General features: G+C 41.6%; 21 protein-coding genes. 11 read left to right on the plus strand and 10 right to left on the minus strand.

Annotation, left to right across the window (positions count from 1 at the left end):
- Positions 1–261 precede the first annotated feature (261 nt).
- Complete coding sequence (locus OU683_RS06950) at positions 262–1,785, plus strand: bifunctional GNAT family N-acetyltransferase/carbon-nitrogen hydrolase family protein (RefSeq protein WP_268136616.1); 1,524 nt, start codon at positions 262–264, stop codon at positions 1,783–1,785.
- Positions 1,786–1,824: 39 nt separating this feature from the next.
- Here the strand turns inward: OU683_RS06950 and OU683_RS06955 are convergent, their stop codons facing one another.
- The 5 genes from OU683_RS06955 to panB form a co-directional block, all read right to left on the minus strand.
- Complete coding sequence (locus tag OU683_RS06955) at positions 1,825–3,228, minus strand: aldehyde dehydrogenase (RefSeq protein ID WP_268136618.1); 1,404 nt, start codon at positions 3,226–3,228, stop codon at positions 1,825–1,827.
- Between the two features lie 49 nt (positions 3,229–3,277).
- A complete protein-coding gene (locus tag OU683_RS06960; protein ID WP_268136620.1) occupies positions 3,278–4,003 on the minus strand; it encodes an energy transducer TonB in 726 nt (241 codons plus the stop codon).
- 34 nt (positions 4,004–4,037) lie between these two features.
- Positions 4,038–4,736, minus strand: coding sequence for an RluA family pseudouridine synthase (locus OU683_RS06965; RefSeq protein ID WP_268136622.1), 699 nt, complete (start codon positions 4,734–4,736; stop codon positions 4,038–4,040).
- A gap of 601 nt (positions 4,737–5,337) precedes the next feature.
- Positions 5,338–5,760, minus strand: coding sequence for a hypothetical protein (locus OU683_RS06970; protein WP_268136624.1), 423 nt, complete (start codon positions 5,758–5,760; stop codon positions 5,338–5,340).
- Between the two features lie 30 nt (positions 5,761–5,790).
- Positions 5,791–6,609, minus strand: coding sequence for a 3-methyl-2-oxobutanoate hydroxymethyltransferase (gene panB / locus OU683_RS06975; RefSeq protein ID WP_268136626.1), 819 nt, complete (start codon positions 6,607–6,609; stop codon positions 5,791–5,793).
- A 53-nt stretch (positions 6,610–6,662) separates the two neighbouring features.
- Between panB and OU683_RS06980 the strand changes: the two genes are divergently transcribed.
- Positions 6,663–7,139, plus strand: coding sequence for a nuclear transport factor 2 family protein (locus OU683_RS06980; protein WP_268136628.1), 477 nt, complete (start codon positions 6,663–6,665; stop codon positions 7,137–7,139).
- A 314-nt stretch (positions 7,140–7,453) separates the two neighbouring features.
- On the opposite strand, the gene OU683_RS06985 is transcribed toward OU683_RS06980, so the two are convergent.
- Together OU683_RS06985 and OU683_RS06990 are read right to left on the minus strand one after the other, a co-directional pair.
- Positions 7,454–8,458: an alcohol dehydrogenase gene (locus OU683_RS06985; RefSeq protein ID WP_268136630.1), complete on the minus strand. Its 1,005-nt coding sequence runs from the start codon at positions 8,456–8,458 to the stop codon at positions 7,454–7,456.
- Positions 8,459–9,117: 659 nt separating this feature from the next.
- On the minus strand, positions 9,118–10,542 hold the full coding sequence (locus tag OU683_RS06990) for an L-serine ammonia-lyase (RefSeq protein WP_268136632.1): 1,425 nt from the start codon (positions 10,540–10,542) through the stop codon (positions 9,118–9,120).
- 195 nt (positions 10,543–10,737) lie between these two features.
- Between OU683_RS06990 and dnaK the strand changes: the two genes are divergently transcribed.
- Complete coding sequence (dnaK, locus tag OU683_RS06995; RefSeq protein WP_268136634.1) at positions 10,738–12,678, plus strand: molecular chaperone DnaK; 1,941 nt, start codon at positions 10,738–10,740, stop codon at positions 12,676–12,678.
- 645 nt (positions 12,679–13,323) lie between these two features.
- Here dnaK and OU683_RS07000 read toward each other — a convergent pair.
- Positions 13,324–13,962 carry an alpha/beta hydrolase gene (locus OU683_RS07000; protein ID WP_268136636.1) on the minus strand — a complete coding sequence of 213 codons (639 nt, stop codon included), beginning with the start codon at positions 13,960–13,962 and terminating at the stop codon, positions 13,324–13,326.
- Between the two features lie 47 nt (positions 13,963–14,009).
- On the opposite strand from OU683_RS07000, the gene OU683_RS07005 reads away from it, so the two are divergent.
- Genes OU683_RS07005 through OU683_RS07020 form a run of 4 tightly spaced genes read left to right on the plus strand, consistent with a single transcriptional unit; the run spans position 14,010 to position 18,253 of the window.
- Positions 14,010–14,438 carry a PaaI family thioesterase gene (locus OU683_RS07005; protein WP_268136638.1) on the plus strand — a complete coding sequence of 143 codons (429 nt, stop codon included), beginning with the start codon at positions 14,010–14,012 and terminating at the stop codon, positions 14,436–14,438.
- Entirely contained in the window at positions 14,431–15,600 is a 1,170-nt protein-coding gene (locus tag OU683_RS07010; RefSeq protein ID WP_268136640.1) for a chorismate-binding protein, read from the plus strand. Before OU683_RS07005 ends, OU683_RS07010 begins: the two co-directional genes overlap by 8 nt.
- 55 nt (positions 15,601–15,655) lie before the next feature.
- Complete coding sequence (gene menD, locus OU683_RS07015; protein WP_268136642.1) at positions 15,656–17,386, plus strand: 2-succinyl-5-enolpyruvyl-6-hydroxy-3-cyclohexene-1-carboxylic-acid synthase; 1,731 nt, start codon at positions 15,656–15,658, stop codon at positions 17,384–17,386.
- A 36-nt stretch (positions 17,387–17,422) separates the two neighbouring features.
- Complete coding sequence (locus tag OU683_RS07020) at positions 17,423–18,253, plus strand: CvfB family protein (protein WP_268136644.1); 831 nt, start codon at positions 17,423–17,425, stop codon at positions 18,251–18,253.
- Here OU683_RS07020 and OU683_RS07025 read toward each other — a convergent pair.
- On the minus strand, positions 18,241–18,723 hold the full coding sequence (locus tag OU683_RS07025; RefSeq protein WP_268136646.1) for a hypothetical protein: 483 nt from the start codon (positions 18,721–18,723) through the stop codon (positions 18,241–18,243). The two genes, OU683_RS07020 and OU683_RS07025, sit on opposite strands and share 13 nt — an antisense overlap.
- 152 nt (positions 18,724–18,875) lie before the next feature.
- Here OU683_RS07025 and OU683_RS07030 point away from each other — a divergent pair, with 152 nt between their 5' ends.
- The 4 genes from OU683_RS07030 (at position 18,876) to OU683_RS07045 (ending at position 22,455) form a co-directional block, all read left to right on the plus strand.
- Positions 18,876–19,715 carry a 1,4-dihydroxy-2-naphthoyl-CoA synthase gene (locus OU683_RS07030; RefSeq protein ID WP_268136648.1) on the plus strand — a complete coding sequence of 280 codons (840 nt, stop codon included), beginning with the start codon at positions 18,876–18,878 and terminating at the stop codon, positions 19,713–19,715.
- Positions 19,703–20,236, plus strand: a complete 534-nt coding sequence (locus OU683_RS07035) for a PH domain-containing protein (protein WP_268136650.1) — start codon at positions 19,703–19,705, stop codon at positions 20,234–20,236. Before OU683_RS07030 ends, OU683_RS07035 begins: the two co-directional genes overlap by 13 nt.
- The gene (locus OU683_RS07040) at positions 20,229–21,743 is read left to right on the plus strand and encodes a PH domain-containing protein (RefSeq protein WP_268136652.1); all 1,515 of its coding nucleotides are present in this window, start codon (positions 20,229–20,231) and stop codon (positions 21,741–21,743) included. The genes OU683_RS07035 and OU683_RS07040 overlap by 8 nt, the downstream gene beginning before the upstream one ends.
- Positions 21,744–21,909: 166 nt before the next feature.
- Positions 21,910–22,455, plus strand: a complete 546-nt coding sequence (locus tag OU683_RS07045) for a hypothetical protein (protein WP_268136654.1) — start codon at positions 21,910–21,912, stop codon at positions 22,453–22,455.
- A gap of 56 nt (positions 22,456–22,511) precedes the next feature.
- On the opposite strand, the gene OU683_RS07050 is transcribed toward OU683_RS07045, so the two are convergent.
- Complete coding sequence (locus tag OU683_RS07050) at positions 22,512–24,926, minus strand: alpha-ketoacid dehydrogenase subunit alpha/beta (RefSeq protein WP_268136656.1); 2,415 nt, start codon at positions 24,924–24,926, stop codon at positions 22,512–22,514.
- Between the last annotated feature and the right edge of the window lie 2 nt (positions 24,927–24,928).

A 24,928-nucleotide genomic window follows, 5' to 3' on the forward strand; every position in this document is an offset into this window, starting at 1 on the left:
AAGGTGTCATTTTACCTGTCACTTAATTACCCTACATTCTTTAAGTTGTCGGGAATGACACCCTTCTGTAAGTGGAAATTGTTGTGTAAACATAATTAAAACCGCGTTGTAAAAAGCCTGAACATTAAATATTTCCCGTTTTGGATCAAGATTAATATCAATACCGTTAATAACTTAATCAATTAAAAACCAAATGATTTCAGCCTGCTATAGATTATTTTCAAAGCAGCAGGGAAAGGAATATCTTTGTAAAAAAAAGAAGTGATAGATTCTGCAAAAATTGAATTAAGAAACCTGAGCGTTAAAGATTACAAGGAGCTTAAAATTTCCATGATCGAGAGCTATGATGCGATGCCGAACGAATATTGGAGCGAGAAGGAGATCAAGAACCTTATTAAGAAATTTCCCGACGGGCAGTTTTGTATAGTGATTGACGAGAAGATCGCGGGTTGTGCTCTTTCAATTATTGTTGATTATAACAAATTCGACGACAACCACACCTACGAGCAGATAACAGGAGGTGAGAACTTTTCCACCCATACAAAGACCGGAGATGTGTTATATGGTATTGATGTGTTCATTCACCCCGAGTATCGTGGCATGCGGCTGGGAAGGCGCTTATATGAAGCGAGAAAGGAACTTTGTGAACAATTGAATCTTAAAGCTATCATCTTTGGAGGTCGTATTCCTAACTACGCCGAGTTTGCCGAAGAGCTTACTCCCAAGCAATATATTGAAAAAGTAAAGGTAAAGGAGATTCACGACCCGGTGCTTTCCTTTCAGCTTTCCAATGATTTTCACGTAAAAAAGGTAATAAAGGGCTACTTGCCGGGAGATTACGAGAGCAAGGAGTTTGCTACCCTTATGGAGTGGAATAATATTTACTACACAAAACCCGATAAGCTAATCAATACTGCCAAAACGGTAGTGCGCCTCGGCCTGGTGCAATGGCAAATGAGATTGTTCAAGGATTTTGACGCCCTGGTGTCACAAATAGAATTCTTTGTGGATGCAGTAAGTGATTATCAAAGTGACTTTATCCTATTTCCCGAGCTGTTCAATGCTCCTCTAATGGCCGAATATAACCATCTAAATGAAGCTGAAGCCATTCGCTCCCTGGCCTCCTATACAGATAAACTTCTGGAAACCTTTGTCGACTTTGCCATTACTTATAACATTAATATTATTACCGGCAGTATGCCGCAGATCATTGGCGAGCATATGTATAATGTTGGTTATTTATGCCGTCGCGACGGGAGTTATGAGCGTTATGAAAAACTGCATATCACCCCGGCCGAAGGTTCTGCCTGGGGAATGAAAGGCGGAAGTATGGTGAAGACGATGGATACTGACTGCGGAAAGATTGGTGTCCTTATTTGTTACGACGTTGAGTTCCCGGAATTGGGGCGTTTATTGGCAGAGCAGGGGATGAACATTTTATTCGTTCCTTTCATGACCGATACCCAGAACGGCTATTCCCGAGTTCGACTATGCGCGATGAGCCGGGCCATTGAGAATGAATGTTATGTTGCTATTGCAGGCTCTGTGGGCAATTTGCCAAAGGTGAACAACATGGATATCCAGTATGCACAGAGTGCAGTGTTTACGCCATCAGATTTTTCATTTCCTGTGAACGGGATCAAAGCTGAAGCGACTCCTAATACTGAAAGTACTTTGCTGGTAGACGTGGATCTTGACCTTCTTAAAGAATTGCACAACTTTGGTAGTGTACGAAACCTTAAAGATCGCAGAAAGGACTTATATTCTTTAAAGCTCAAGAAATAACGATTGTGTACTTCCGGAAGGCGTATTCTTTTGGTTTACTTACAGTCTCTTGATCACTTTTTTAACAAGAGTTAATTTTCCTTCGTAGGGAGCATATCGCAGCGGGATGTCAATCCACGTCCCGCGTTTGCTAATGCTCTTTTTGTGTGTAAAAGTGTCAAAAGAGAATTTCCCATGGTATGCACCGTAACCGCTATCACCTACGCCTCCAAAAGGAAGTTTCTTGTTGGCGATGTGCACCAGTACATCATTTACGGCTCCTCCGCCAAAGTTGTAGTTCTTAATGATATTTTCTGAAAAATCCTTGTCTTCAGAAAAAACGTAAAGGGCCAGTGGCTTCGGAAAATTTACAATGACCTTATTCATTTCTGCTCGCGAAGAATAGGAGATAACCGGAAGGATGGGGCCAAAAATCTCATCCTGCATTACTTCCGATTCCAGTGAAGGTTCATCAATGACCGTGGGAGAGATGTAAAGGGAATCTGCGTCTGTTTCTCCTCCTGCCACACAATTCTGGTCCTTTAGTAGGTATTCAAGGCGATCAAAGTTCTTTTCGTTGACGATACGGGCAAAATCGGGTGAAAGTTGGGGGCTTTCTCCAAAAGCCGATTTTATTTCTTTTTTTACAGCAGTATAAAATTCTTCTTTTACAGAGGAATCAATCATGACATAGTCTGGGGCAATACAGGTTTGTCCGGCGTTAATAAACTTTCCCCACACAATTCGTTTGGCAGCAAGACCGATCTTGGCCGACTTATGAATGATACACGGGCTTTTACCTCCCAGCTCTAAAGTGGCAGGAGTTAAATTTGGGGCAATAGCTTTTGCCACTTCCCGGCCCACAGGCACACTTCCTGTAAAAAAGACGTAATCCCATTTTTGCTCCAGTAGCTTTTTTGAGGCTGCAACTTCTCCCTGTACTACGCTCACCCACTCCGGTTCAAAGACTTCCGAAAATATTTCCTCCACAATTTTCGCCGTATATGGGGAGTATTCGCTGGGCTTTAAAACCACAGTATTTCCCGCAGCTATAGCTCCAATAGCAGGAGAAACTTTTAATTGAAAAGGATAATTCCAGGGGGCCAGGATAAGCACATTTCCATAAGGATTGGAATAAATGAAATCTGAAGATGGAAAATTAAGCCAGCTGCTTTTTACCTTTTTTGGCTTCATCCATTGCTTCAAATTTTTTATGATGAACTTGAGTTCGCTTATAATAAAAGAGGTTTCGGTGACAACAGTCTCGAATTCAGGCTTCTGAAAATCTTTGCAAAGTGCTTCACAAATTTCAGCTTCCCGTTCTTCAATTACATCTTTTAACTTCTTAAGTTTTTCTAATCTTTTTGGAAGCTCAAGTGTATTACCGGCCTCAAAAAAGGTTTTTTGGGAGGAGAGTATCTTGGGTATGTCAGCTATTGCTGTGTTTTCTATTTCTTCGGCCATTAGTTTTCCTTTTAAATTACAACATTTTGACGGAAGCTGAAATTCAAAATTATTTCACGAAGCTAATAGGCAAACCAAAGCTAGTAGATTGGGGGTCTCCAAAAAACCGTGCAGGTTCCCATCTGGGCATATTGGAAAGTACCTGGACAGCTACGGCATTGTACCAGCGCGGGGCACCGTCTATTACCTGAACTTCTTTTATGATCCCTTCTTCATTAATAGTAAAAATCACTGCCACTTTTACTGTTGTTCCTCGTTTCTGTTTCTCGGGAATTGGAAGATTATTTTTTAAATAGGTTTGTAATTCTGCATTTCCCCCGGGAAAGGAAGCGGGGATCCAGTAAGGGAAATGTTCTATTTCCTCACCTTTTTCATTCCAAACAGTTCCTTTTTTAAACCTGTCTTTTTTAAAGAAGTCATGGCGTCTTTTTGTTCCATCTTTCCACCAGGCTATTAGTTCTCCATGTCTTTTTCCGTTTTTATATTCTATTTCATAAAAAAGTTCACCTGTTTTATACCAGAATTTATGGCGGCCTTCGTTAACTGCTTTTCCATCTTTTACAGCTAAATATTGTTCTGCGGAAATCTGATCATTCATCCTATAGGTTCTTCTTATAATATCTGCATCTTCGAAGTCGGTTTTCTCTTCAATTTTGTAATAGGAAGCAAGAGAAGGAGCTTTCACGACCTCGTATTTCTCATTCATGAAAATTTTTTCCTGGGCAGAGAGAAGAGTGAAGCTAAGTAAAAGAGCGAAGATTAAAACTTTTTTCATCTGAATGCTTATGTTTTTATATGCTGAATTTTTTTTAGGAACACGCATTCCAAAGCGAGTCGTTTGGCGGGGGTGCAATAATAACAACTTTTTCTTTTTTCACCGGGTGATCAAAAACAAGTTTTCGGGCATGCAGATGTATACTCCCATCCTTGTTGCTTCGGTCAAAACCATATTTTAGATCGCCTTTTATGGGACATCCAATTGCAGACAGCTGGCTCCTTATCTGGTGATGCCTACCGGTTTGCAGATCGATCTCCAGCAGAAAGTAATTGTTAAGGTTCTTTAGCACACGATACTCTAAAATGGCCTTTTTGGAATCGGGTACTTTGTTGATGTGGGCGTAGGATTTGTTTTGTTTCGGATTTCTTTTCATGAAATGAACAAGCGTATCCTCCTGTTTAGGCGGGGCATTTTTGACGATCGCCCAATAAGTCTTTTTTGCATCTTTTTCTTTAAAGAGCTTGTTGAGGCGGGGAAGTGCTTTTGAAGTTTTAGCAAAAAGAACGATTCCGCTGGTGGGGCGATCGAGCCGGTGTACAACCCCCAGATAAACGTTGCCGGGTTTGTCGTATTTGATCTTGATGTATTCCTTAACCACGTCACTTAAAGGAGTATCTCCTGTTTTGTCACCCTGGACAATGTCTCCAGGTCGTTTATTGACAATGATAAGGTGATTGTCTTCATACAATACCTGCAGGTTCTGGGGAGTGGAAATTATTTTGTGTTCCAAAAATGTGAATTTAAATAGTCTTTACAATTTCCTTTTTAAAAGGATTTCTTTCCGGTTCCAGATTCAGGGAAGCTAAAATAGATCATGGAAAGCAGGCAAGTCTTTCCTGGCTACCAATTTAGTGCTGATCTTTAGCTTTTTATGAGGTGTTAAAAATATGATTTTATCAGTAAACTTTTTGATGCGTGTAACTTGAGAAAGATCAATTTTCTTTTGCTGAAAAAACAAATTTAGAATAAGAATATTTCTCTCGATCTTTAAGTATGAATACTTCAATTTATAGAAATATTGAAAAAGATATAAAAGTCCAATCCCCGTGAGACCGTACCTTATAAAACCGTTGGATCCATAAAAATAACCGGACAACCCAAGCACTAAATATGAGACTCCCAAAATGAGATCTGCTCTAAGATATTTTTTTCTGTAATTAATTATCATACTTCAGGAGTAATAGAGACTGCTCTGGGGATCAACCACAACGCTAATAAAGTTATTAAAATTCCGAAGGCAAATAAGGTCCGGTATAGAATTCCGAAGTTTAGCCAGTTCAATTGGAGATACAGGAGGGGAAGTAATAAAGCTTTTCCTATTCCCATACCTATCAGGAATTGGCCGCGGACCAACCGGTAAACGGGTTTTTTTGAGATTCAAGTTGAAGGGAACCTAAGACCCGGTATAAGTTCTTGATCGAATCTTTATCGATAACTGAAGGATTGATGCTGAGATTTTTTTTGGAAGTAATTAGTTTTATTCTCCCCGGACGGGATTGTATATTTGTAATCTTGTCTAGGTCAATAGTTGTACAACTAAAAGAATATTTTGTCAACATTCCATCTTCTATGCTGAGATATCCAAATTTGCGCTCGATAAAGAAGCTAATTACCATTAATACTCCCAGTATTATTTGAATATAATGAACAAAGTCAGCTGTTCCTTCATAAGCTTTTAAGGTCCCAAAAATGACAAAAGGAACACCTAAAAAAAGATTAAAACTGGATCGTTTTTTTGAACATTTGATTTTCATGGAAAAAAACTAACTTCTAAAATCTGCCTTCTAATACTGTTCCTCATCTGAAGGAAAGTCCTTATTCTTCACGTCGTCCCTGTACTGCTCAAAGGCTTTGGTCATTTCAGAATACAGGTCCAGATATCTTCTTAAAAACCGCGGATTAAATTCATGGGTCATTCCAATCATATCGTGAACAACCAGCACCTGGCCGTCGACTCCGTTTCCTGCACCAATTCCAATGACAGGAATCGTAAGACTTTCTGCTACCTCTTTAGCCAGTTTGGCAGGCACTTTTTCAAGAACAAGAGCAAAACATCCCGCTTTTTCAAGCATAAGAGCATCATTCTTTAATTTTTCAGCTTCGGCATCCTCCTTTGCGCGAACGGTATATGTTCCAAACTTGTAAATGGACTGCGGAGTCAGCCCCAGGTGACCCATTACCGGGATACCGGCGTTGAGGATACGTTTAACTGAATCTTTAATTTCTTTTCCACCTTCCAGTTTTACTGCATGTCCACCGCTTTCTTTCATGATCCTGATCGCCGATCGCAAAGCTTCTTTTGGATCGCTTTGGTAACTTCCGAAGGGAAGGTCTACAACCACCAAAGCGCGCTCAACAGCTCTAACAACACTCGCCGCATGATAGATCATTTGATCCAGGGTAATTGGCAAAGTCGTTTCATGTCCCGCCATTACATTACTGGCCGAATCTCCAACCAAAATTACGTCTATGCCTGCACCGTCAACGATCTTAGCCATAGAAAAATCATAGGAAGTAAGCATAGAGATCTTTTCTCCCTGAGACTTCATTTCGACCAGTGATTTGGTGGTTATTCGTTTGAACTGTTTTTTAGCGACTGACATAGGGTTGGTTTTAAATTCAGGTAAAAGTACTAAATTACCCTAAAACTCAGCACATGAAGAAACTTGTATCCACAACCATTTTTCTGCTAATAGCAACAGTTATTATCGCTCAGGATTCTTTAGAAGAAGATAAAGTCCAAAAAGTTGTGGAAACCTTTTTTGAGGGATTCCATGCGCGGGATTCTACTTTGATGAAATCGGTTTTTCATGAGGATCCTGTTATTCAGACTATTGGAAGGTCAAAAAACGGGCAAACAGTGTTGGTAAAGGAAGAACTACAGCAGGTGCTAAAAGGAATAGTTAGTATTCCATTAGAGACCGACTTTAAAGAAGTTCTGCATGATTATGTAATAAAAATAGACGGGGAGATGGCTAACGCCTGGACGTCCTATTCTTTTTATATGGATGACACTTTTAGCCACTGTGGAGTAAACAGTTTTCAGTTGCTGAAGGTGGAGGGAGAATGGAAAATTATTTATCTAATTGATACCAGGAGGAAAGAAGGTTGTAAGGAGAAGAAGGTGAAGTAAATTTCAAGCATCAAATTCCAAATCCTAATTATTCTGTAGAAAAGAAGCTGAAGTGTGGGTGGTTACCTGTTGCCGGTTGCTTGTAGTTGCAGGTTCCATATGAAATAAATTTTACAAAATTCCGCTGCGCGGGTGTAGCGCCTGACCACCCCGTCAGACTATCGTCTGCCACCCCTCCTTGAAAAAAGGAGGGGAGCTGTGCGTGACATTTCGCTGCGCGAAACCTCCACAAGTGGAGGAGTTTCTTTCAAATTGTTTCGCCTCGCGTTAATCTGCCTGTCGGCAGGAATGAGAATTACAGCCGACTCTTATTTTTACATTTTGAGGACTACTCTAAAACGTGCTTTGTTGTTGATCATTTGGGCATAAGCTTCGTTAACCTTATCTAATGGATATTCCTCGATCATTGGCACTGTACCTGTAAGGGCACTGAAATTCAAAGTGTCTTCGGAATCTTTTGCTGTACCGCTTGGCCAGCCGGAAAGACCTTTACGTCCCATTAATAACTGCATAGGCGAGACCTGTACAGGTTCTCCTGTTGCTGCAACCATGAGTACCCTTCCATCTATCGCCAAACCACCTATCACTGCCGTAATGGCTTCGCTAACAGGTGCAGTGGCTAAAATTAATCTGGCACCTCCTAATTTTTGAAGGGCTTCGGCAGGATCTTCATTGGCGGTATTAATAAAATGTTTGGCTCCCAGTTCTTTGGCTAATCGTTTTTTACTATCGCTGTGGGATATTGCAACTGTTCGCATCCCCATTTTTACCGCATATTGAACAGCAAGATGACCGAGACCTCCAATTCCCTGGACTGCCACCAGGTCGCCGGGTTTTATTCCGGAATTCCGAAGCGCATTAAACACAGTGATTCCTGCACAGAGCAAAGGAGCGGCTTCTTCAGAAGAAAGTTCTTTTGGAACAGCTGCAACAGCTTCCTGAGGTGCAGTCATATATTCGGCATATCCTCCATCATAAGAGATTCCGCTTACTTTGGCATTTTCGCAATTGATGAAATCACCACGCCTGCAGGGATCACATTCAAAGCAGTGCCCTCCATGCCAGCCTACTCCTACCCGCTGGCCTTCTTTCCACATATTCACCTGTTCTCCCACTTTTTCCACAATACCTACTACTTCATGTCCCGGAACTCTGGGGTATTCGATACCGGGAAAGGTACCGTCTTTTACAAAGGCATCACTGTGACAAATGCCACATGCCTCTACTTTTATGAGTACTTCTTTTTCTTTTGGAATTGGTTTTTCAAGATCAACAATTACAAAATCTCCACCTTTCTCCTGGACCTGTGCTGCTTTCATAACTTCTTATGGTTTAGGTTGTTTAAGTTATTTATAAATAACACGGTAGACCTATAAAGGAGAGTTAAAAGCAGGTAGGAAAGGGAGTACTATTAAGGTAAATACCAAATCTCAAATCCCAAATTCCAATCATTCTATAAAAAAAAGCTTAAGTGTGGTTGGCTGCAACTTGTAGATAGCGGGTCCCAAAGGTGAAAATTTTCAAATAGAAAAGTTTGGACAATTTCCGCTGCGCTGGTGTGGCGCCTGACCACCCCGTCAGGCTATCGCCTGCCACCCCTCCTTGAAAAAAGGAGGGGAGCTGTTTGAGACATTTTCGCTGTGCGAAAACCTCCACAGGTGGAGGAGTGTGTTTTCATTTTGTTCCGCTTCGCGTTCACACTGCCTGCGGCAGGAGTAGCACCTGACCACCCCGTTTCCGCCTCCCGGCGGAGCCACCCCTATTTGAAAAAGGAGAGGAGCTGTTTGAGACATTTTCGCTGCGCGAAACCCTCCACAGGTGGAGGAGTTTGTTTTCACTTTGTTCCGCTTCGCGTCCACACTGCCTGTGGCAGGAATTAAATTTTTATCTAAAATGTGGAGCCGTTAGGTGAAGTCGCTAACGACTTCTTATTGTTCCCCTCCTTTTCAAGGAGGGGTGCCCGAAGGGCGGGGTGGTTCTAGCAGTCACTCAAACTCACTCTCACTGCCAATCCACCTTCTGAAGTTTCTTTGTATTTCGAATTCATGTCTTTCGCTGTCTCCCACATGGTTTCGATTACCTTATCAAGTGGAACTTTAGCATGAATAGAATCGGCGTCCATGGCCATTTCGGCGGCGTTGATAGCTTTGATGGCGCCCATGGAATTTCTTTCAATACATGGAATTTGTACTAGTCCGGCGATGGGATCACAGGTGAGGCCGAGGTGGTGTTCCATAGCGATCTCTGCTGCCATCATAACCTGTTCGGGAGTACCGCCCATAACTTCAGTAAGTGCTCCGGCGGCCATGGAGGAGGAGACCCCGATCTCTGCCTGGCAACCACCCATTGCAGCAGAAATGGTTGCACCTTTCTTGAACAGGCTTCCAATTTCTCCTGCTACCAAAAGGAATTGCTTGATCTTTTCAAAACCGGCATCGTGATTTTCTATGGTTAAATAGTACATCAAAACAGCAGGAATTACTCCGGCACTTCCATTTGTTGGTGCAGTTACCACACGGCCCAAAGAAGCATTGACTTCATTCACTCCCAACGCAAAACAGCTCACCCATTTTAAAATTGAGCGGAACTTCACTTCAGTTTTTCGAATGGCTTCGATCCATTTTTCGGGGGAATCGTAATTAAGATCTCCTATAAGCTTCTTGTGAGAATCTGGAGCTCTTCTGCGTACATTCAAACCGCCCGGTAGAGTTCCTTCGGTATGACAACCTAAATACATTGATTCAAGCATCACATTCCATATAGCTTTGAGTCCGGCATCGATATCTTCTTCAGTCCGAAGAGATTTTTCATTTTCATAAACTATTTCAGAAATCTTTTTATTCTCCTGTTTACAGAAAGCGGCGAGGTCTGTTCCTTTTACAATAGGAAAAGGAAAGTGCTTAAACTTCTGAAGTTGCTTTTTTGCGTTCTTGCGTTCTTCTTTAACAACAAATCCGCCGCCAATAGAGTAAAAGGTGGAGGAGGTGGTCTTGCCGGATGAAAGCAGCGCAGTGAATTTCATTCCGTTGGGATGGAAAGGCAGGAATTTTTTATTGAAGACGATATCGTGTTCGAGATCAAAGTCGATAGTGCGCTCCCCGTTAAGGTTAAGCCGGCCAAATGTTTTAATATTATTGATCTCGGGATCAATGTTTTCTACAGGAACTGTGACAGGATCATAGCCTAAAAGCCCCAGGACCGAAGCCAGGTCTGTAGCGTGTCCTTTTCCGGTAAGGGAAAGAGAACCATAAAGATTGATCGTAATTTTTTCAACCAGATCAAATCTTCCAGCTTCCTTTAATTCCACGATCCATCTTTCGCCGGCCCTCCAAGGGCCAAGGGTGTGGGAGCTGGAAGGACCAACTCCTATTTTAAGCATGTCAAAAACGCTGATACTTTCCATTCTCAAACTTTAGGCGGCAAAGGTAATAATCCCTTCAGGAAATATAGAATAAATCTAATTGACAAAAAAGGTAGGTAAATCCATTGTTTAGGTGCCAAAAATGACATCCTGTCATATAATTTCTGCTGGCATAAAGATTGACTTTAAGAGGTTGTTGAAAAAATTCAGAAATAATAAATAACAACCTATAGAATTATGAGTAAAATAATTGGAATCGACTTAGGTACTACCAACTCTTGTGTTGCCGTAATGGAAGGTAACGAGCCAACGGTAATTCCTAATGCCGAAGGAAAAAGAACTACTCCTTCTGTTATCGCTTTTGTTGAAGGAGGCGAAATAAAGGTAGGGGATCCTGCAAAGCGGCAGGCTGTAACAAACCCGCAAAAAACTATTTCCTCTATCAAGAGGTTTATGGGGAACAAATTTTCCGAAGTTTCTAAGGAAGCAGGTAGAGTTCCTTATAAAGTAGTAAAAGGGGACAACGACACTCCGCGTGTGGAGATCGACGGACGTAAATATACTCCCCAGGAACTTTCTGCGATGGTGCTTCAGAAAATGAAGAAAACAGCCGAAGATTATCTTGGACAGGATGTGACCGAAGCGGTAATTACCGTACCAGCTTACTTTAATGACTCTCAGCGCCAGGCTACAAAAGAAGCCGGTGAGATCGCAGGTCTTAAAGTTAGAAGGATCATTAACGAACCAACTGCAGCTGCACTGGCTTACGGACTTGATAAAAAATCACAGGATCAAAAGATCGCTGTATATGACCTTGGTGGTGGTACATTCGATATTTCTATCCTTGAATTAGGAGATGGAGTATTTGAGGTACTTTCTACAAATGGTGATACGCACCTTGGAGGTGACGATTTTGATGAAGTTATCATCGACTGGCTTGCAGATACTTTCCAAAAAGCTGAAGATATTGACCTTAGAAAAGATCCAATGGCACTTCAGCGTTTGAAGGAAGCTGCTGAAAAAGCTAAAATTGAGCTTTCCTCTTCTTCTCAAACTGAAATTAACTTACCATATGTAACTGCTACTGCAAGTGGACCAAAACACCTTGTAGAGACTTTGACAAGATCTAAGTTCGAACAATTAGCCGATACTTTGGTGAAACGTTCCATGGATCCTGTGCAAAAAGCGCTTAGTGATGCCGGACTTTCAAAAAGTGATATTGACGAGGTAATTCTTGTTGGTGGATCAACCCGTATCCCTAAGATCCAGGAAGAAGTTGAGAAGTTCTTCGGAAAGAAACCATCAAAAGGAGTAAACCCCGATGAGGTAGTGGCAATTGGTGCTGCCATCCAGGGTGGTGTACTTACAGGAGATGTTAAAGATGTATTGCTTCTTGATGTTACTCCGCTTTCTCTTGGTATTGAAACTATGGGTGGTGTAATGACCAAGCTTATTGAGTCTAACACAACCATTCCTACCAAGAAATCACAGGTGTTCTCTACTGCGGCCGATAATCAGCCTTCTGTTGAGATCCACGTGCTACAGGGAGAGCGTCCAATGGCGAATGACAACAAAACAATTGGTAGATTCCACCTTGACGGAATTCCACCGGCGCCAAGAGGAACACCTCAAATTGAAGTTACCTTTGATATTGATGCCAACGGTATCATCAAAGTAAGCGCGACAGATAAAGCTACAGGTAAATCTCAGGATATTCGAATCGAGGCCTCTTCCGGTCTTACTGAAGAAGAGATCCAAAAGATGAAGCAGGAAGCTGAAGCAAATGCTGAAACCGATAAAAAAGCCAAAGAAAAAGTAGATAAGCTTAACGAAGCTGATGCTATGATCTTCCAGACTGAAAAACAGCTGAAAGAATTTGGTGATAAACTTTCTGATGATAAGAAAAAGCCAATCGAAGACGCTTTGGAAGAATTGAAGAAAGCTTATGAAACAAAAGAAGTTGATACAATTCAGCCTGCATTGGACAAGATCAATGAGGCATGGAAGGTAGCTTCAGAAGAAATGTACAAAGCACAAGCCGAGCAAGGCGGACAACCAGGTGGGCCACAAGGTGGACCAGGAGCTCAGAACGGTCAGCAGGCCGGAGGGCAACAAGCCGGAGGTGACTCCAAGCAAGGTGACGATGTAGAAGACGTTGACTTCGAAGAAGTAAAATAAGACCTCTCCCAACCTCCCCTTAATAAGGGGAGGAGCTGGAAGAAATATAAAAGCGTTGCCAAATGGCAGCGCTTTTTTTATTTCTTTTTTTCAGCACGTTAAGCTGTCCCGACACTTCGGGAGTTTCAGCTTCTTTTTCTTTGAATCGTCCCCTCCGTCGGAGGGGTGGCCGCAGGTCGGGGTGGGGAGATCAGAATCCGGCACGGATTGCAAATCCGCGCCAACAGCATTTGAGAATCCGCTTGAGATCCTGAAATAAATTCAGGAAGACGTTGCATTTTTTTTTAAAGGACATTCTTTTGAATCGTCCCCTCCGGCGGAGGGGTGGCCGCAGGTCGGGGTGGGGAAGGTAGACCCCGGCACGGATTGCAAATCCGCGCCAACAGCATTTGAGAATCCGCCTGAGATCCTGAAACAGTTCAGGATGACGCTGCATCTTTTTATAAATGACATTCTCATGAACAGTCCCCTCCTTCGGAGGGGTGGCCGAAGGTCGGGGTGGGGAAGATCAGAATTCTGCACGGATTGCAAATCCACGCCAACAGTATTTGAGAATCCCCCTTAGATCCTGAAACAAGGTCAGGATGACCTCTCTTTTAAAAAGTCTTGATTCTTGTCTCTTGACTCTTGAATCTGTTCTAAAAATTATTCTCCCGCCAGTTTGATAATGACTTGTTGATTCACTTCATGCCCACCATCAAAAGGAATAAACTTCAGGTTTTTTGGGAATAGCTCGCGTATCCTCTTTTCTTCCGATTTAAGAAATTCTTTGTTGACAAAAGGATCTTCAGTGCCATAGACAAAAGAGATCTCTGTACTATTCAAAAAAACGAAATCTTCGGGCTTTAATTCCATCGGAATTCTTCCGGAGTTCAGGATGAGTTGTGATGGGCTGATCTTTCTTCTCGCTATCCACCGGGTTACGACAGAGACACCTTGAGAATATCCAAAAAGCACAAGATTTTTGGCCTTTTTGAGACCTTCATTTTCATAGACCTCATCGAGGTATGCCAGCACATTCTCAATTTCCAGCTCAGTATTCTCACGAGTAGCCCAGGAAGCTCCGACGTGCTCATATTTGCCGTTGAGGTAATATTTTGATGGCGCCTGTGGCGCAATGATGTAATTCTTTTCCTGGTTGAGGTGGCGGAAGTATTTTAGAAAATAGCGGCTCAGGTAATCAATCCCATGGAAGACCACCCAGACATTTTCAGTTTTGTCTGTGAGTTCGTTTAACGTGCTATAGGTATTGGTAGCGCGATAAGAAACCTGCTTTTCATCCATATTATCTGATGGTTTTGTACTTTTACAAAGAAACCAATCTATTTGCTATGACCAAAGAGGAAACTCACGCGCTGTTGAAAAAGATATGCAAAAACACCCTCATGGAAACTCTTGATATCGAGGTTTCTGAAGTCGGGGAAGATTATCTCATCGCGAAAATGCCCGTGACTCCAAAGGTCCATCAGCCAGATGGAGTGCTGCACGGAGGCGCGACCGTCGCTCTGGCCGAAACTGTAGGTAGCATGGCCAGCTTTGTGTTTTTAAACACCGATGATTACTACGTGCGCGGAATCGAAATTTCTGCCAATCACATAAAAAGTATTTCTGAAGGTTTTGTTTACGCCAAAGCCACCTATTTACATAAAGGTCGTACCACTCAACTCTGGAACATCAGGATCACAGATGAAGCTGAAAATCTTATCTCAGTGGTAAAACTGACTACCATTACTCTTCCGAAAAAGAAAGACAATGCCTGAAGCTGAATTTTTTGATCGGCTGGAGAGGCAATATGCCTCAGGTTTACCTTTTGTAGCATACCGGAAGCCAATTCGTAACGGAAAAAGAATTGAAGTCACCGCATTTCTTCAGCAGGATGAACAACTTTATCATTCAAAGGATTTTTCCGAAAGCGGGTTTGTTTTTGCCCCTTTTGACATCTCTGAAAATTCCATCCTTATTCCTGAAAATGCTTCGGAAAAGCTCATTTTTGAGCAGGTACTTTCTGAAGAAGTTCCAGCTCCCATTACCTCTCAAAAAGGGCAAATTTCTGAAGAAAAAAAGTCAGTCCATATTGAACTGGTGACGAAAGCAGTTGAGGCTTTAAAAGCCGGAGAAATGGAGAAGGTGGTGCTTTCCCGAAGGGAAGAAGTAGAACTTAAAGAAAAAGATCCCCTGAAGCTCTTTAAGGATCTGCTTATTACTTATCCTGCAGCCTTTGTTTACTGTTGGTATCATCCAAAAGTCGGATGCTGGCTTGGTGCAACACCCGAAACCCTGCTTAAAATTGAAGGCAACCGCTTTAAAACCATGGCCCTCGCGGGAACTCAGAAATATCATGGCACCACAGATGTAAAATGGGGCGAAAAGGAAAAACAGGAACAGCAATTTGTTACGGACTCTATTGTGGAAAACCTGAAAGCTTCCGGAGTGGAAAATCTGGAAATTTCAGAACCTTATACTGCCAGGGCGGGGAATTTACTGCATTTGCGAACCGATATAAATGGGAAAATTCCAAATTCCAGATTCCAAATTCCAAAAGATAATCCTGGATCAGCAGAAAAAATAATATCAGCCCTTCATCCAACTCCAGCCGTGTGCGGATTACCAAAGGAAAAAGCGAAAGAATTTATACTTTCAGAAGAAAATTACGACAGAGAATTCTACACCGGATTTCTGGGAGAGCTCAATCTGCAGAAAAATTTACAACGAAGCAGGACCAGGAGAAATGTTGAGAATCTTGTGTATCGTGCTGTAAAAAAAGAAACTGATCTATATGTAAATTTGCGCTGTATGCAAATTAAAGATGGCACCGCTATTCTTTATATAGGCGGCGGGATTACCAAAGATTCTGTGCCCGAAGATGAATGGCAGGAAACAGTGAACAAGGCGGAGACGATGAAGAAAGTGTTGTTGAAATAGAATTTTTAGACCTACAAGGTTTTGGAAACCTTGCAGGTCTGACAAAAAATATAAAATGAAATACCCAAAAATACCTGTTGCAAGATCTATTGTCGCACTCTGCGAAGCCAAGGAAATTCACCACGTGGTGATCTCTCCCGGTTCCCGGAATGCACCCCTTACCAATGGTTTTGCATATCACCCAAACATAAAAACATTCAGCGTGGTTGACGAACGCTGCGCCGCCTTTGTCGCCATAGGAATGGCACAGCAACTTCAAAAACCCGTTGCAGTGGTTTGTACATCAGGATCGGCATTGCTCAATTATTATCCGGCGGTGGCCGAGGCCTTTTACAGCGACATTCCGCTGGTGGTGATCTCTGCCGACAGGCCCGTAGAGCGCATTGATATAGGCGACGGACAAACAATACGTCAAAAGAACGTTTTTGAGAACCATATTTTATATTCGGCTAACCTGCATTCAGAATTAGTGCTGGAAAATGAGGCGACAGATAAAAAGCTTCAGCAGAAACAATTCGAGTCTCAGAAGCATAATGAGCGGGAGATCAATCTGGCGCTGAATAAAGCCATTGAGGAGAAAGGTCCGGTGCACATCAATGTTCCGTTTTACGAACCTTTGTACGGGACGGTAGAAGATGTAGAAGTGAATCCTATTCAGATCCTGCCGGAGATCATTGAAAGGACCTATTCGAGAAATCAGCTGCAGGCTTATGCAGATCTTTGGAATAAGGCAAAGAGGAAGATGGTGATTGTAGGGGTTTCGGCACCAAATGCTGTGGAGCAGGAGTTCCTCGACCGGTTGGCCAATGATCCTTCGGTGATTGTTTTTACCGAAACCACTTCAAATGTGCAGCAGGAGAAGTTTTTCACCCGAATTGACACCATTGTAGGTCCTATCGAAAAAGATGAGAATCGTGACCAGCTTTTCGACAACCTGCAGCCGGAGATCCTTCTTACTTTCGGCGGAATGATCGTGTCCAAAAAGATCAAGGCTTTCCTTCGGAATTACCAGCCAAAGCAGCACTGGCATGTGGATCCAAAAAAGGCATATAACACCTTCTTTTGCCTGAACAAGCATTTTGAGACCTCGGTGAACAGTTTCTTTAGCCAGTTCTTTCCACTAACTGCAATTTCAGAAAGCAATTACACAGAATACTGGCAGGAGGTGAGAAGCAGGAGGAAAGTGAAGCATGAGGATTATATGGGAAGGATCCCTTATTCCGACCTTAAGGCGATGCAGCTCGTTTGTCCCGCAGTGCCCGAAAATAATATTGTGCACTTGGCGAATAGTTCTACTATTCGGTATGCCCAGCTGTTCAGGTGGAAAGAAAGCCTGAAGATCTATTGTAACCGTGGTACCAGCGGCATTGATGGCAGTATATCGACAGCTGTAGGAGCTGCAATGGTTTCAGAAGAGCCGGTGTTGATGATCACCGGCGATCTTAGCTTTTTTTATGACAGCAATGGGCTCTGGAACAATTATATTCCGAAGAACTTCAGAATAATTATTCTGAATAACCGGGGAGGAGGGATCTTCAGGATACTTCCCGGAGACAAGAACACCGAAACTTTTGATAAATATTTCGAGACCGTTCATGATCTCAATGCCAGGCCTCTTTGCGAGATGTTTGGCTTTGACTATGCAGAGGCTAATACTTCCGAAGAAATAGAACAGGCTCTAAATGGCTTTTTTGATACCTCAGAAAACCCGAGAGTTCTGGAGATCTTCACTCCGAGAAAAGTGAATGACGAGGTGTTGCTGGAATATTTCAGCTTCGTAAAATAGCCGTTTATTATAAGTAACTTTGCCAAAAATTAGATTATGCTTGCCATTGGAGAATACCACACATTAAAGATCGATCGCGACACAGAACCAGGATTGTTTTTAAAAGACGATGATGGGAATGAAGTTTTGTTGCCAAATAAATACAAACCGGAAACATTTGAGATAGGGGATGAGCTTAAAGTCTTTGTTTATCTTGACCACGAAGAGCGGCCTGTTGCCACTTCTCTTAAACCTTTCGTGAAGCTGGATGAATTTGGTTACCTGAAATGTGCAGAGGTGAGCGAGATAGGAGCTTTTATGGACTGGGGGCTGGAAAAACACCTTTTCGTGCCATTCAAGGAACAGGCAATGAAAATGCGGGAAGGAGAACGTTATCTTATCTTCTGTTATCTTGATGAACTTACCGGCAGGCTAGTGGGTTCTAATAAAGTAGACGCATTTTTGGATAATTCTCAGCTAACAGTTGAAGCTTTTGAAGAAGTAGATCTCATAGTAGCTAATCCTACGGAATTGGGATGGAATGTTATTGTAAATGAGATTCATAAGGGGTTACTATACAAGGATGATGTATTTCAAAAACTTCATGTTGGTGACAGGTTAAAAGGTTTCGTCAAGAAAACACGACCAGACGGAAAGATCGATATTACTCTGCAGCGCCCGGGATTTCGTAGTATAGAACCTAATGCGCAGGAGCTTCTTAGCCTGTTGGAGGTAAAAGGCGGCTTTCTCGCACTTACCGATAAATCCTCACCTAAAGAGATCGAAAGAGAGGTCCAAATGAGCAAGAAAAGCTTTAAACGTGCCCTTGGAAATCTTTATAAACAAAGAAAGGTTGATATTAAAGAGGAAGGAATTTACCTTAAATAAGGGTTGTAGTAAACTCCCGGAGAACCATATCTTCTTCTTGAGAAAGGGGTGTAATTCTGACGGAAAATAGGGGACTGCATTTCTTCATATGCCGGAATTTTTTTCTTACCTGTATAGATATCAAAGTTAGAACTGCGGTCGTGAATTCTTATATCATTGGTGACTTCAATAAGTGACTTTTCCCCGGTGCTAAGTCCGGGCATGGGTGATTCCATTTCAACTATGCCTTTTTCTTTTTCAAAGCGCTGCTGCTCCATCATGGCTATTAGATTCACCTGTCTCTTTTCATCTTTTTTATCAAAGTTGACCTCCATTAGAGTGAATTTTGATTCAGATAATTCTTTTACAGGCTTGGAAAGACTGGGACGTACTTCCCGGGCGCCAATATATAAACTCTTTGAGGTATCAAATTCCTGTGAATACCCGCAGATTGTCAAAAAAAGTCCTGTCAATAGGAGGAGTTTTTTCATTTGATTTGCTGTTTGAAACTTAGAATCAAAAACTGTACAATTTTTATTATACTTAAGCTGAAAGATAAGATTTTTATAAGCTTTACAGCTATTGATCTTTTAGGGGAATAAAGAATTTTAAAAATCCTATTTTTGAGTAAAATTAGATACTTATGACCAAGCCAGATTATAAAACAGCTAAAGAATATGAAGATATCACCTATAAAAAATCGAATGGTGTTGCACGAATTGCATTTAACAGACCCGACGTGAGAAATGCTTTTAGGCCTAAAACTACCAGCGAATTATATGATGCATTTTACGATGCCCAGGAAGATACTTCCATAGGTGTCGTATTACTAACCGCCGAAGGCCCTTCTTCTAAAGATGGGGTGTACAGTTTTTGCAGCGGCGGAGATCAAAAGGCGCGTGGTCATCAAGGATATGTGGGCGAAGACGGGATGCACCGGCTCAATATTCTGGAAGTGCAAAGATTGATAAGATTTATGCCTAAGGCTGTTATTGCAGTGGTTCCGGGTTGGGCAGTAGGTGGAGGCCATAGCCTTCATGTAGTCTGCGATCTTACTCTTGCGAGTAAGGAGCATGCAATCTTTAAACAGACTGATGCCGATGTCACAAGTTTTGATGGTGGATATGGATCTGCTTACCTGGCAAAAATGGTAGGACAGAAAAAAGCCCGCGAAATTTTCTTTTTGGGCAGAAATTATTCGGCCCAGGAAGCTTATGAAATGGGAATGGTCAACGCGGTAATTCCTCATGATGAATTGGAAGACACTGCCTATGAATGGGCGCAGGAGATCCTGGCAAAATCACCAACCTCTATAAAAATGTTGAAATTTGCCATGAATCTTACCGATGACGGTATGGTGGGCCAGCAGGTTTTTGCGGGAGAAGCAACAAGACTGGCATATATGACCGATGAGGCCAAAGAAGGTCGCAATGCTTTTCTAGAGAAAAGGAAACCTAATTTTGAAAAGAAATGGATCCCATAAGCACCCCACAATTTTCAAATTTTGAAGTAGATGTAGCGGCGCTTCCCAGGTATGAAGAAGTCGAGCTGCATCCCATTTCGAAAAAATACCTGGTGAAACTACAGATAGGAACTACAATTTCCTTCCTGATTTTTGCCGTGGGATTAATTGTAGCATATAAATTTTCTTCCCCAGAATTCCACAATTATATCATTTGGGCAGGAGTGTTCATTTTACTCATTTTTGGATGGACAGTTTTTAATAACCTTATGTATGTGAAAAAAAGTGGTTACGCCTTACGGGAACAGGATATTATTTTTAAACGCGGATTTCTTTTCGAACGAACTACGGTTGTGCCTTTCAACAGAATTCAGCACGTTTCTGTAGAGCGTTCTTTTCTGGATAAAATGCTGAAGATTTCTACGGTAAAGGTTTTCACTGCCGGAGGTTCGGGAAGTGATGTAAGTGTTCCGGGAATTAAACCTCAAACTGCAATTTCTGTAAAAGAGGAAATTTCTGGACGAATATACCATCATGCCTAATTATAATTTTACTGAGCCACAACGGCAATCGATTGTAGGGCTTGTGCTCATCTTTGCGACGTCTCTTTACCACATCGCACGTAACCTGTGGGTCGTAGTTTTCTATTTTGCGTTTAAGGAAGTGGACCAGCGTACTATGTTACTTGCAGGAGCAGGACTTATTTTAGTGCTAATACTCAGTTTAGGATATAGTATCAAATATTTTCTGAATTTCAAGTTCCATATCGATGAAAAGAATGAAGAATTTGTGCTTCAAAAAGGGGTTTTTTCGACCGATGTTATTAATATTCCGTTTCAGAAGATACAACAGGTGAATTTCCGCAGAAATATTCTGCAGCGCGTTATTGGTGTTTACAGTGTGGTAGTGGAGACAGCGGGCAGTCAGGATAAGGAGGTTGAAATCAAAGCACTTTCAGAAGAAAGAGCCAATGCATTGGCAGACCTGCTCATGGCTCATGCTGAAGAAGAGAGGGCAGCAGTACAGGAAGAAGATTTGACCCCGGAAATGGGTGAGGAAAAGACTTCTACTTCTAAAGTGCTACCTGAGTGGGAACATGAAGTAAGCTTATTAACGCTTATTAAGCTTGGTCTTACTTCTAACTATTTACGGGGAGTAGGCATAATTATAGCATTTTATTTTACCCTGCGGGAGCAATTTATGTTCAATGATGAATTGTCTGCTCAACTTCAGGAGCCACAAATTTATTGGGCGCAGGGGAAATTCATGCTAATTATTTTCCTGTTGGTCGTTGGGATGTTATTTACAGTAGGAGAGACGGTTATCAAATATTTTGGGCTCCACCTGCAAAAATTCAGGGATACATTACAGGTGGAAATGGGCCTTAGAAATAACACCAAAGTAAATCTACGTGCAAGCCGAATTCAGCTTTTGCAAGTCTTGACCAACCCTATTCAAAAGGCAATGCGGCTTTACCAGGTAAAAATTTCTTTAGCCAGTAGCGAAAATGATCTTGAGAAGAACCAGATTAAAATTGTAGGCTTACCACCCGAAGTAGTCTCCCAGGTTAAGGAATATTTTTACAAAAACAGGATCCAGGAAGAGTTTACTGTTCTTCCGAGTAAATATTTGCTTTTAAAGAAAATCTCGCGGGGATTATTTCCATTAATCATAGTAGGTGGATTTCTTCTTTATTACGTAGAAATGGTGACTGTTTATTGGTTCCTATTAATTTCTGCTGCTTACTTACTTTTATTGGTTTTTTATAATTTTCTCTATTATCGAAACCTTAAACTGGGCGTTTCTGAAGAGTTTTTAATTAGGTATTCGGGTGTTTGGATGAAGAAGGAGCAATATCTGGAAATATTCAGATTACAGGCAATTTCTGTATCTCAACCAGTTTGGTACAAAAGAAGGGGACTTGTCTATCTAACTTTTCATTCGGCCGGAGGGGATATTCAGTTTCCAATGGTAAAGAAGGACAAAATTGAGGCATTAAATAACTACCTGCTTTACAAAATTGAAAGTACGGAAAAGCACTGGATGTAATTATTTGTGAATTTTGTTCTGAATTCTTCAATTAATCTTCCAATTTTATTCCTGTTTTAGTTATTATGAAATATAATTGCAAGTTTGTAAGTACCTGAAATTAAATTAGTTAATCCTGTAATTCTTTTCTGAAGATTGTTTAAATTTAAGTATAAATCTAAAACTTATGGAGAAGATCTACACCTTATTCTTTCTGCCTTTTTTGCTGTTTATTAGTTCCTGCAGCCTGGATTCTGTAAGGGAAAATATCTTTAAAGAAGGGGAAAACGGCTATAATTTCAGGGAGAGCAAAGCCGCCTGGGATGATTTAAAGAAGAAGAACGGTAATTCCTACGAGTACACTTTTTTAGAGGAATCGTGGACGGGAGTGGGAAGTGAGACAACCATTATCGTGGAAAAGGGTAAAGTAATTGGCAGGTATTACGAGGCCTTTATTATTTCCGATGAAAACGGAATTAAAACTATTACTGATACATATGAAGAAACTTCCCGTAAAGAAATTGGAAGCCATACTGCCGGTGCACCACCTCTTTCAATGGATGATCTTTATAAAACCTGTATTTCTCAATATTTGACTGTGGATCCAGACACAAATGAGGTCTATTTTGAAACAAATGAAACCGGAGTGATGATACTTTGTGGATTTAGTCCCTATGGTTGCAATGATGATTGTTACGTAGGGATAAGAATTTCAAAATTTACCTGGAAATAAAAAAAAGGCCACGTCTTGATTTAAAGAGGTGGCCTTTAGAATGTAATAATATTGCTTTATTTCAATTGGGGAAATTGCGCAGGATTGGACTCGTGCATAATGCCATACACTTTCTCAAAAATATCTTCTACAGAAGGTTTGGAGAAATAATCTCCATCTGTCCCGTAGGCAGGTCTGTGATCTTTTGCAGTAAGAGTTTGAGGTTTACTGTCGAGATATTTCCAGGCGTCCTGTTCTTCCATTATCTTTTGTATAATATAAGCCGAAGCGCCTCCCGGAACATCCTCGTCTATGACGAGAAGTCGGCTAGTTTTCTCTACGCTTTTTACAATATCCTTATTAAGATCAAAAGGGAGCAAAGACTGCACATCAATAACTTCGGCGCTTATCCCAACTTCCTGAAGTTCACGTGCAGCTTGTTCAACGAGTCGCAAGGTAGATCCATAGGAAACTAAAGTAATATCATCACCTTCATTCATAGTTTCCACTACACCAAGTGGAGTTTTAAATTCTCCAAGATTATTTGGCATTTTCTCTTTTAGACGATATCCATTTAGAGATTCTACAATGAGAGCAGGTTCATCACTTTCCAGCAATGTATTGTAGAAACCTGCCGCTTTGGTCATGTTTCTTGGGACCAGGACGTGTATTCCACGAATTAAATGAAGGATACCACCCATGGGGGAGCCACTGTGCCAGATTCCTTCCAGGCGATGACCACGTGTTCTTATAATGAGCGGTGCTTTTTGCTTTCCTCTTGTTCTGTATTGAAGAGTAGCCAGGTCATCACTCATGATCTGCAAGGCATAAAGAAGATAGTCCAGATATTGAATTTCGGCGATTGGGCGCAGACCTCTCATTGCCATTCCAATTCCCTGTCCCAGGATAGTTGCTTCACGAATTCCTGTATCGGCAATTCGCAATTCCCCGTATTTTTCCTGAAGGCCTTCAAGGCCCTGATTGACATCTCCAATTTCTCCTGTATCCTCTCCAAAAATGAGAGTTTCAGGATATTTTCCAAAGATCTTATCAAAGTTATCTCTCAAAATAAGCCTTCCGTCTACTTCTTCAGCATTTTCGTCATAAGAAGGAGCAATTGCTTCGATGTTAAGAGCATTAAACTCTGAAGAACTGTAAAGGTGACTGCTGTATTGTGGCCGCACCTCTTCAGTATATTTTTCAATAAAGTTCAGTAACTCCTGTCTTGCCGGAGATTCTTCCCCTCTTAAAAATCTAAGTGCTTTTCGACTTGCAACAAGAATATCTCTTTTTAGAGGTTCCTTGTTCCCTTGAAGTTCATTTTTTAACTGAAGAATAAAATTTTTGTTCTGGCTGCTCTCAGCAACTCTTTGAAGTACAGGTATAACATCCTTCAACTTATTCTTGACAGGAGCTGTATGAGCTTCCCAGGCTGCTTTTTTACCATCCCTTACCTGCTTCTTAATATCTTTTTCAATATTCTGAAGCTCCTCATCTGTAGCTATATTGGTTTCTATCATCCACTCCCGCATCTTTTTGTTACAGTCGTGTTCCCGTTCCCATTGCAGTCTTTCTTCACTTTTATACCGCTCATGAGAACCCGATGTGGAGTGCCCTTGCGGCTGGGTAAGTTGCTGGACGTGGATCAAAACAGGAATATGCTCTTCACGGGCGATTTTATTCGCCTTCTCATAAGTGTCTATAAGAGCAGGATAATCCCAACCGTTGACTACAAAAATTTCATAGCCATTATTTTCTCCTTTATCCCGCTGAAAACCTTTTAATACTTCGGAAATATTCTGTTTTGTAGTTTGGTGTCTTGCATGTACAGAAATCCCATATTCATCATCCCATACATTCATTACCATTGGAACCTGAAGTACTCCGGCAGCATTAATTGTTTCCCAAAACAATCCTTCACTGGTACTGGCATTACCAATAGTTCCCCAGGCTATTTCATTTCCATTTTTAGAAAAATTTTCTGAATCTATGCCTTCCACATTCCGGTAGATCTTAGATGCTTGTGCAAGCCCCAGTAATCTAGGCATTTGTCCTGCAGTAGGAGAAATATCTGCACTGGAATTTTTTTGTTCGGTAAGGTTTTTCCAGGTCCCATCATCTTTTAAACTGTGGGTGGCGAAATGCCCTCCCATCTGTCTTCCGGCCGAACTGGGTTCCTGGTCAATATCTGTAGTGGCGTATAAGCCGGCAAAAAACTGCTGGATATTAAGAGCGCCAATTGCCATCATAAATGTTTGATCCCTATAATAGCCTGAACGGAAATCTCCATTTTCAAAAACTTTTGCCCATGCCAATTGCGGCACTTCCTTGCCATCACCAAAAATTCCAAACTTGGCTTTGCCGGTAAGTACCTCCCGCCTTCCCAAGAGACTACATTCCCGGCTGGTTACCGCCAGTTTGTAATCACTTAATACCTGCGCCTTAAAATCTTCAAAAGAAATCTCACTTTTTGAGGATGTTTCACTCTGCATAA

Origin of the sequence: Salinimicrobium sp. TH3 (assembly GCF_026676115.1) — a bacterium.
In the GTDB taxonomy this organism is placed as follows: domain Bacteria; phylum Bacteroidota; class Bacteroidia; order Flavobacteriales; family Flavobacteriaceae; genus Salinimicrobium.

What these genes read in the sequence shown, in the direction of transcription:
- OU683_RS06955 (WP_268136618.1), bottom strand. Translation starts at nt 3,228, where the DNA reads ATGGCCGAAGAAATAGAAAACACAGCAATAGCTGACATACCCAAGATA.
- OU683_RS06960 (WP_268136620.1), bottom strand. Translation starts at nt 4,003, where the DNA reads ATGAAAAAAGTTTTAATCTTCGCTCTTTTACTTAGCTTCACTCTTCTC.
- OU683_RS06970 (WP_268136624.1), bottom strand. Translation starts at nt 5,760, where the DNA reads ATGAAAATCAAATGTTCAAAAAAACGATCCAGTTTTAATCTTTTTTTA.
- panB (WP_268136626.1), bottom strand. Translation starts at nt 6,609, where the DNA reads ATGTCAGTCGCTAAAAAACAGTTCAAACGAATAACCACCAAATCACTG.
- OU683_RS06980 (WP_268136628.1), top strand. Translation starts at nt 6,663, where the DNA reads ATGAAGAAACTTGTATCCACAACCATTTTTCTGCTAATAGCAACAGTT.
- OU683_RS06985 (WP_268136630.1), bottom strand. Translation starts at nt 8,458, where the DNA reads ATGAAAGCAGCACAGGTCCAGGAGAAAGGTGGAGATTTTGTAATTGTT.
- OU683_RS06990 (WP_268136632.1), bottom strand. Translation starts at nt 10,542, where the DNA reads ATGGAAAGTATCAGCGTTTTTGACATGCTTAAAATAGGAGTTGGTCCT.
- dnaK (WP_268136634.1), top strand. Translation starts at nt 10,738, where the DNA reads ATGAGTAAAATAATTGGAATCGACTTAGGTACTACCAACTCTTGTGTT.
- OU683_RS07000 (WP_268136636.1), bottom strand. Translation starts at nt 13,962, where the DNA reads ATGGATGAAAAGCAGGTTTCTTATCGCGCTACCAATACCTATAGCACG.
- OU683_RS07005 (WP_268136638.1), top strand. Translation starts at nt 14,010, where the DNA reads ATGACCAAAGAGGAAACTCACGCGCTGTTGAAAAAGATATGCAAAAAC.
- OU683_RS07010 (WP_268136640.1), top strand. Translation starts at nt 14,431, where the DNA reads ATGCCTGAAGCTGAATTTTTTGATCGGCTGGAGAGGCAATATGCCTCA.
- menD (WP_268136642.1), top strand. Translation starts at nt 15,656, where the DNA reads ATGAAATACCCAAAAATACCTGTTGCAAGATCTATTGTCGCACTCTGC.
- OU683_RS07020 (WP_268136644.1), top strand. Translation starts at nt 17,423, where the DNA reads ATGCTTGCCATTGGAGAATACCACACATTAAAGATCGATCGCGACACA.
- OU683_RS07025 (WP_268136646.1), bottom strand. Translation starts at nt 18,723, where the DNA reads ATGAAAAAACTCCTCCTATTGACAGGACTTTTTTTGACAATCTGCGGG.
- OU683_RS07030 (WP_268136648.1), top strand. Translation starts at nt 18,876, where the DNA reads ATGACCAAGCCAGATTATAAAACAGCTAAAGAATATGAAGATATCACC.
- OU683_RS07035 (WP_268136650.1), top strand. Translation starts at nt 19,703, where the DNA reads ATGGATCCCATAAGCACCCCACAATTTTCAAATTTTGAAGTAGATGTA.
- OU683_RS07040 (WP_268136652.1), top strand. Translation starts at nt 20,229, where the DNA reads ATGCCTAATTATAATTTTACTGAGCCACAACGGCAATCGATTGTAGGG.
- OU683_RS07045 (WP_268136654.1), top strand. Translation starts at nt 21,910, where the DNA reads ATGGAGAAGATCTACACCTTATTCTTTCTGCCTTTTTTGCTGTTTATT.
- OU683_RS07050 (WP_268136656.1), bottom strand. Translation starts at nt 24,926, where the DNA reads ATGCAGAGTGAAACATCCTCAAAAAGTGAGATTTCTTTTGAAGATTTT.